General features: G+C 69.9%; 5 protein-coding genes and 1 pseudogene. 2 read left to right on the forward strand and 4 right to left on the reverse strand.

The features are described 5' to 3' along the window. From HKK72_RS32615 to HKK72_RS32630, 4 genes and pseudogenes are all read right to left on the reverse strand, one after another. Positions 1–643: pseudogene (locus HKK72_RS32615) on the reverse strand (hypothetical protein); the annotation flags it as partial. Positions 644–912: 269 nt separating this feature from the next. Then, a complete protein-coding gene (locus HKK72_RS32620) occupies positions 913–2,001 on the reverse strand; it encodes an FKBP-type peptidyl-prolyl cis-trans isomerase (protein WP_187238281.1) in 1,089 nt (362 codons plus the stop codon). Positions 2,002–2,156: 155 nt separating this feature from the next. Further along, entirely contained in the window at positions 2,157–6,029 is a 3,873-nt protein-coding gene (gene hrpA, locus HKK72_RS32625) for an ATP-dependent RNA helicase HrpA (RefSeq protein WP_187238284.1), read from the reverse strand. A 140-nt stretch (positions 6,030–6,169) separates the two neighbouring features. After that, the gene (locus tag HKK72_RS32630) at positions 6,170–6,817 is read right to left on the reverse strand and encodes an O-methyltransferase (RefSeq protein ID WP_187238285.1); all 648 of its coding nucleotides are present in this window, start codon (positions 6,815–6,817) and stop codon (positions 6,170–6,172) included. Between the two features lie 169 nt (positions 6,818–6,986). Here HKK72_RS32630 and sigE point away from each other — a divergent pair, with 169 nt between their 5' ends. Together sigE and HKK72_RS32640 are read left to right on the forward strand one after the other, a co-directional pair. Next, entirely contained in the window at positions 6,987–7,637 is a 651-nt protein-coding gene (gene sigE / locus HKK72_RS32635; RefSeq protein ID WP_315987568.1) for an RNA polymerase sigma factor SigE, read from the forward strand. Between the two features lie 16 nt (positions 7,638–7,653). Next, positions 7,654–7,929: anti-sigma factor family protein (locus HKK72_RS32640; protein WP_187238283.1), on the forward strand; the 276-nt coding region annotated here is incomplete at its 3' end.

The raw sequence follows: 7,929 nt of genomic DNA on the forward strand, positions 1-7,929 counted from the left end.
GCCTTTTCCCGGGCGGCCCGCCCCTGGGCGGCACACCGCCCGCCGCGGCGGCCACCGCCGCGTGCTCGGCGTCCTCGCCGGCCGGCCGACCGGTCGTGGGCGGTTCCCGCGGTGACTCGTCGGCGGGAGGATCCGGATCGTCGCCCGTGACGTCGACCGCGAAGGCCTGCGTCGGGCCGTCGTTCTCAGGGGCCTGCGCCGGGCCGTCGTTCTCAGGGGCCTGCGCCGGGCGGTCGTCCTCGGGCGCGCGCGATGCGGCGTCGTCCTCAGGGGCGTCCGTCGTAGTGCCGGTCTCAGCGGCCCGCGCCGGCGCGTCGGCCGCACGGAGCTCCGTCGCCGGGGTCTCGTCCTGAGCCGGCGGTGTCGGGATGTCGTTCTCGGGCGGCTGCGTCGCGGCGTCGTCTTCGGGCGGCCGCGTCGCGGCGTCGTCTTCGGGCGGCCGCGTCGCGGCGTCGCCGGGGCCGGAGCCTTGGGAGACCGCGGGTGAATCCGCATCGCCGACGGCGTCCTCGGGCTCGAAGGCACCGGTTGACTCGACGGCACGGGTCGACTCGACCCGCTCGATCGGCTTGGTGCGGCCGATGTCCTCGTCGTCCGGCACGGTGGGCCGACCGCCCATCGCCTCGTTGTCGTCGCTGCTCACACGCCCCCCGTGACCCGTTCGTTACCGTACGATACCTCAGGGGGTCAGCTCGTTCGGCCGCGCTGAAACCTTAACCTTCAGCCTCTCCATCAGGACGGCCGAGAGGGCGGGCAGGTTCACCGTGCGGCGCGGGCAATTCCGCGGCGGACGGCCGGTCCGAGCCGGCAGTTCCCGGTCGCCGTCCGCCGCGTGAGTCGCGCGGGTCTCTTGTGATGCGATGTGCGCTCGTGCGGGGTTCGTCCGTCCTGTGGAACTTCAGGGGGCCGTGCTCAGGCCGCGCCGAGGATGTCGACCATGAAGACCATGGTGTCGGTCCCCTTGATCTCGCCGCTGCCCTGCTTGCCGTAGCCGTCCTTGGGCGGGATGACGAGCATGACGCGGCTGCCGACCTTCTGGCCCTTCAGCCCGGTGCTGAAGCCCTTGATCGCGCCCTGGCCGCCGAGCGGGAACAGGAACAGCGATCCGTTCTTCCAGCTGGCGTCGAACACCTTGCCATTGCGCCACAGCTGGCCCTTGTACTGCGCCACCACGACCTGGCCGTCGGCCACCGCCGGGCCCGAGCCCTCGATGAGGGTCTTGGCCACGAGCTTGCTCGGCGGGTCGTTCTTGGGCATCTTCAGATCGGTCGGCTGCTTGCCCACCTCGCCCGGCGTGACCTTGGGCAGCTTCGAGTCGTCGAGCTGCTTCTCCGTGCCAGATGCGGCGGCGGTCTTGGAGATCGTCGAGACCACGTCGACGATGAAGATCAAAGTGTCGGTGCCCTTGATCCCGGCCTGCGGGTTGCCCTGCTCGCCGAGACCGTCCTTGGGCGGGATCTGCACCAGCACCCGGCTGCCGGCCTGCTGGCCGAGCAGGCCCTTCTTGAGGCCCGGCAGGACGTTCTCGTTGAGCTGCAGCGGGACGGGCTTGCCGGTCTTGTAGGTCGAGTCCAGCTGCTTCTTGACGCCCTTGCCGCTCCAGACGTAGCTGTCGACGTTGACGAAGGTCACGTCGCCGTCGGCCACCTTGGCGCCCTTGCCGGTGATCAGGGCCTTCTTCTGCAGCGTGGTGGGCGGCACCACTTCCTTGGGAATGTCGACCTTGGGCTGCTTGCCGAACGCACCGGTGATCGCGATGGCGGGCTCGGGCCGGGTGGCGATGAAGATCCCGACGCCGGCCGATGCCAGTACGACGACCACCAGGGTGCCCGCCAGCACGCGCTGGCGTCGCTTCGCCTTGGCCGCGGTCATCGCCGACACCTTGCTCCGGCTCCGGCCGCCGATCCCGTGCGGAGTGAACTCGCTGCGGCCTACGCCACGCCCGCTCGGCAACTTCGCCTTGACCGCCGGTTCCCCGCGGGGCTTGTCATCCTCAGACATGTTCCTCACTGTTCCGGCTCGACGTCACTGCGGAGGCACACACACCCTGTCAGCCTTAGGCTAAGGACCGTGTGAAATCGGCTCAAAGAAGCCGAGTCCGCAATCTACCGCCTGCCTCGACCACTGTGGCAGTGTCGTGGATCAGCCCCGTTCTGTCATGCCGCCCCGCCAGCGGATTGCCGGATGATCTCGTCCATCGCCTTGAGAACACGTTTCTCGGAGATCGGGTAGGGAGTGCCGAGCTGCTGGGCGAACAGGCTCACCCGCAGCTCCTCGATCATCCAGCGGATCCGGTCCGCGCCCTCGACCGGCGGCCGCCGGTCCAGCAGTGGTCGGCAGGCCGACAGCACCCGGTCGACCTGCGCCGTCAGCTGCCGGTCGCGGCCGGGGTTGTCCGGGAGCTTGTCCAGACGGTGCTCGATGGCGCGCAGATAGCGCAGCAGGTCCGGCAGCCGGCGCCAGCCGGTCGCGGTGACGAAGCCGCGGAAGACCAGTTCCGACAGGTGCGTGCGGATGTCGGTGAGCGACGGGACGAGCGCGAGGCTCTTGGTGCCCCTCAGCCGCATCTCGATCCGGTGGGCCGCGGCCAGGATGCGCTCGACCTTGCCCACGACGTCGAGCGTCGCGTCGTGCAGTTCCGCCCGTACCTTGTCGTGCAGCCGGGTGAAGCCGCTCTCGTCCCACGCCGGCCCGCCGGCCTCGGCGATCAGCTTGTCGGCCGCGCAGGCGACGCAGTCGTCGAGCAGCGCGGCCGCGTTGCCGTGCGGATTGTGGCTGAGCGCCAGCTTGGCCTGGTTGGTCAGCCGGGCGTTGACGAGTTTCACCGGCGACGGGACGTTCAGCAGCACGAGCCGCCGGGTGCCCGCCCACATGGCGTGCCGCTGCTCGGCCTCGGTGCCGAAGGTCCGGATCGCGACGCTGTCGCCGTCGTCGGTCAGCGCCGGATAGGCCCTGACCCGCGCGGCGCCCGCGGCGCCCCCGGCACCGGCCTCGTACACCTGGGGGAGCGGGCCGAAGTCCCAGGCGCGCAGGCCCTCGCGTTCCAGGTCGCCCGCCGCCTTGGCCAGCGTGGACCGCATCTTGGGCTTGAGCCGCCGCTTGAGCGCTTCCAGGTCCTTGTCCTCGGCCACCGTCCGGCCCCGCCCGCCGACCACGCGGAAGGTGATCTTGAGATGGTCGGGCACCCTGTCGAGCTGCCACGCCTCGCGTGACACCGCGACGCCGCCCATCCGGTGCAGCTCGCGTTCGAGGGCGTCCAGCAGCGGCTCCCGCTTCGGCATCACCCGCTGGAGCACCGCCTTGGCGAAGTTGGGCGCCGGTACGAAGCTGCGCCGGATCGGCTTGGGCAGGGACCGGATCAGCGCGGTGACGAGGTCTTCCCGCAGCCCGGGGATCTGCCAGTCGAAGCCGTCACCGGTCACCTGGTTCAGCAGTGGCAGCGGGATGTGCACCGTCACCCCGTCGGCGTCCGCGCCGGGCTCGAACTGGTAGGTCAGCTTCAGTTCCAGGCCGTCGTGCCGCCAGACGTCCGGGTAGTCCTGCTCGCTGACATCGCCCGCCGAGGCGTTGATCAGCATCGTCTTCTCGAAGGCGAGCAGATCCGGCTGATCCGAGCGCGCCTTCTTCCACCAGGCGTCGAAGTGCCGGCCCGAGACCACGTCAGCGGGCACGCGCTCGTCGTAGAAGTCGAACAGGGTCTCGTCGTCGACCAGGATGTCGCGCCGGCGGGCCCGGTGCTCGAGGTCCTCGACCTCGTCCAGCAGTCTGCGGTTGTCGTGGAAGAACCTGTGGTGGGTCTCCCAGTCGCCCTCGACCAGCGCGTTCCGGATGAACAGCTCGCGCGACAGCACAGGGTCGATCCGGCCATAGTTGACCTTCCGCGAGGCCACGATGGGGACGCCGTACAACGTCACCTTCTCGTAGGCCATCACGGCGCCCTGCGACTTCTCCCAGTGCGGCTCGCTGTGGCTTCGCTTGACGAGGTGCTCGGCGAGCGGTTCCACCCACTCGGGTTCGATCTTCGCGGTGACGCGCCCCCACAGCCGGGAGGTCTCCACCAGCTCGGCGGCCATCACCCATCGCGGCTGTTTCTTGAACAGCGCCGAGCCGGGGAAGACGCCGAACCGGGCGCCACGCGCCCCGAGATAGTCGCGGGTCTCGGGATCCCGCAGCCCGATGTGGGACAGCAACCCGGCCAGCAGCGACACGTGCACCTTCTGCTGGTCGCCCGGGGCGCTGTTCACCGTGAAGCCGAGGTCCTTGGCGACCTGGCGCAGCTGGGCGTAGAGGTCCTGCCACTCCCGTACCCGCATGTAGTGCAGGAACTCCGACTTGCACAGCCGGCGGAACTGGCCGGACGACAGCTCCTCCTGCCGCTCCCGCAGGTACCGCCACAGGTTGAGGAAGGACATGAAGTCCGATTCCTTGTCCGCGAAGCGGGCGTGCTGCTGGTCGGCCGCCTGCTGCCGGTCGGACGGGCGCTCGCGCGGATCCTGGATCGACAGCGCCGCCGTGATGATCAGGACTTCCTGCACGCAGCCGTTCCGGTCCGCCTCCAGAACCATCCGGGCCAGCCTCGGGTCGACCGGCAACTGCGCCAGCTTGCGGCCCGTCGACGTCAGCCGCCTGCGCTCGTCCTGCCCGCCGGCGTCGAGCGCGCCGAGCTCGTGCAGCAGGTTCACCCCGTCCTTGATGTTGCGCCGGTCCGGCGGCTCGACGAACGGGAACGCGGCGATGTCGCCCAGCCCGAGCGCGGTCATCTGCAGGATGACCGAGGCCAGGTTGGTGCGCAGGATCTCGGGGTCGGTGAACTCCGGCCGGCCCGCGAAGTCCTCCTCGCCGTAGAGCCGGATGCAGACGCCGTCCGAGGTACGGCCGCAGCGTCCCTTCCGCTGGTCGGCGGAGGCCTGCGAGATCGCCTCGATGGGCAGTCGTTGCACCTTGAGCCGGTGGCTGTAGCGGGAGATGCGGGCTGTGCCCGGATCGATCACGTACTTGATTCCGGGCACCGTCAGCGACGTCTCGGCGACGTTGGTGGCCAGCACGACCCGCCGGCCGCGGTGCGACTGGAAGACCCGGTGCTGCTCGCCCGTCGACAGCCGCGCGTAGAGGGGGAGCACTTCGGTGCCGGACTTCGCCCCGCCCCGGGTGAAGTGCTTGTTCAGGGCCTCAGCGGTGTCGCGTATCTCACGTTCGCCGCTGAGGAATACCAGGATGTCGCCCGGCCCCTCGGCGCACAGTTCGTCGACCGCGTCGGTGATCGCCTGTATCTGGTCCCGATCCTCCGCGTCCTCGACGACGGGCCGGTAGCGGACCTCGACCGGATAGGTGCGGCCGGACACCTCGATCACCGGGGCGTCGTCGAAGTGGCGGGAGAACCTATCGGGGTCGATGGTGGCCGACGTGATGATCACTTTGAGGTCGGGTCGCCTCGGGAGCAGTTGCTTCAGATAGCCCAGGATGAAGTCGATGTTGAGGCTGCGCTCGTGCGCCTCGTCGATGATGAGGGTGTCGTACTGCCGCAGAAGGCGGTCGCTCTGGATCTCGGCGAGCAGGATGCCGTCGGTCATCAGCTTGACGAGGGTGTCGTCGCCGGAATGGTCGCTGAAGCGGACCTTGTAGCCGATCGCCGTGCCCAGCGGCGTCTTGAGCTCCTCGGCGATGCGGTCGGCCACCGTACGGGCGGCCAGCCGGCGGGGCTGGGTGTGCCCGATCAGCCCCTGCACGCCCCGGCCCAGCTCCAGGCAGATCTTCGGAAGCTGGGTGGTCTTGCCCGAGCCGGTCTCGCCGGCGACGATCACGACCTGGTGGTCGCGGATCGCCGCGAGGATCTGGTCCTTCTTCTGGGCGATCGGCAGTGCCGGCGGGTAGGTGACGGCGGGCACGCCGTCGCGGCGTCGCGCGATCCGCCGTTCGGCCGTGTCGATGTCGGCGGCGATCTCGGCTGCGATCGCCTGCTGTTTCGAGGGGTTCCGCACCTTGCCGGCGCCGTCGATCCGGCGCTGCAACCTGTGCCGGTCACGCAGCATCAGCTCAGGCAGACGGGCACGCTGCGCGGCGAACGACTTCACAACCGGCAAGGATAGGCACGCGCCCCCACCGCTTGGCCAATGGTTATCGCCGGGTCACGGCCGGCTGCGCACGGCGCCTGAGGGCCGGACCTCGGCGCTCATTCCTGCTTGAGGGCGCACAGCAGCCCGTCGCCCACCGGCAGCAGTAGCGGCACCAACCGCTCGTCCTCCTTGACCAGGCGGCCGACCTCGCGGATCGCCACGGTGTCGGCGTCGCGCTGGGCCGGATCCGCCACCCGGTCGTGCCACAGCGCGTTGTCGAAGGCGACGACCCCGCCGGGCCGCAGCAGCCGCAGTGCCGCCGTGAGGTAGTCGGGGTACTCCTGCTTCAGCGCGTCGCAGAAGACCATGTCGTAGGCCCCGTCGGTCAACCGGGGGAGGACGTCGAGCGCACGCCCGACGATCATGCGCGTGCGGGAGCTGGGGAATCCGGCGTCGGCGTAGGCCTGCTTGGCCAGTCGCTGGTGTTCGAGCTCGACGTCGACGCTGGTGAGCACGCCGTCCCTGCGCATCCCGCGGAGCAGCCAGGTGCCGGACACGCCGCACCCCGAGCCGACCTCGACGATCGTCCGGGCGTCGAGCATCGCCGCGAGGAAGCGCAATGCCGCCCCTCCGGCCGGGCCGATGGGCGCCGCGCCGACCTCCTCGCCGTTCCGGCGAGCGGTCAGCAGGGCATCGTCCTCGGGGAGAAACTGTTCTACGTAGGCCAGGTTCAGATCCGGGCCCCGCCTCTGAACCTCGTCGATGGCTGCCTCCTTGGGACCACGAGCCTGCTTAAGAGACCTTATCGTTGCGTGGGAACCATGGCGCGTTCTGTCGCGTTCAATGAATCGATGGTCATAACCGCCCCAGCCCAGGCGAGACCAATGTCGTACCGACGCGCGGTGTAGAGAGGAAATACACGGCACCATGGTGGTGGCAGCGCTTACATGCAGTGGAGTGGCGGGGGTCGTTCCCCGCCTGAGGGCTGGAGGCAAGTTGGGAGACCGCGCTCACGCGCCAGAGGCCGCATGGACGCCTCCGACGTGGGACGAGGTCGTGCGCGAGCACTCCGCGCGGGTCTACCGCCTGGCCTACCGGCTGACCGGCAACCAGCACGACGCCGAGGACCTCACCCAGGAGGTCTTCGTACGGGTGTTCCGCTCCTTGTCGAACTACACACCCGGCACGTTCGAAGGCTGGTTGCACCGCATCACGACCAACCTGTTCCTCGACATGGCGCGCCGCCGTCAGCGGATCCGCTTCGAGGGACTCGGCGACGACGCCGCCGAGCGGCTGCAGGGGAGAGAGCCCACGCCCGCGCAGGCCTACGACGACCGGAACCTCGACGCCGACATCCAGTCCGCGCTTGACGCGCTGACGCCCGAGTACCGCGCCGCGGTCGTGCTCTGCGACATCGAAGGACTGTCGTACGAGGAGATCGCCGCGACGCTCGGGGTCAAACTCGGCACCGTCCGCAGCCGCATCCATCGGGGGCGTGCACAGCTGCGAGCGGCACTCGGTCACCGGGCGCCGCGCCGGTCGCTCGAGGCGTCAGCGGAGGCGACCTCCACAGAGGCCAGATGAAGTACAGGGGAGACGTGTGAGTCATCTCGGGGAGCGCCTCACCGCACTCGTCGACGGCGAGCTGGGGCACGAGGAGCGCGACCGTGCGCTGGCCCATCTCGCCGCCTGCGAACAGTGCCGAGCCGAGGCCGAGGCGTTGCGGCGGCTGAAGAGCCAGCTGCGCGGGCTGCGGGGAGTGGTCCCGGAACCCGGCCTCCTCGGGCGTCTCAACGCGATGGGCGACCCGGCCCACCGCAACCTCCTCCGCGACTCGCCCGGTGCCATGCGCGCGCACGCGGGACCACCGGTGGCG

It is taken from the genome of Actinomadura sp. HBU206391, from assembly GCF_014323665.1.
Lineage (GTDB): Bacteria > Actinomycetota > Actinomycetes > Streptosporangiales > Streptosporangiaceae > Actinomadura_C.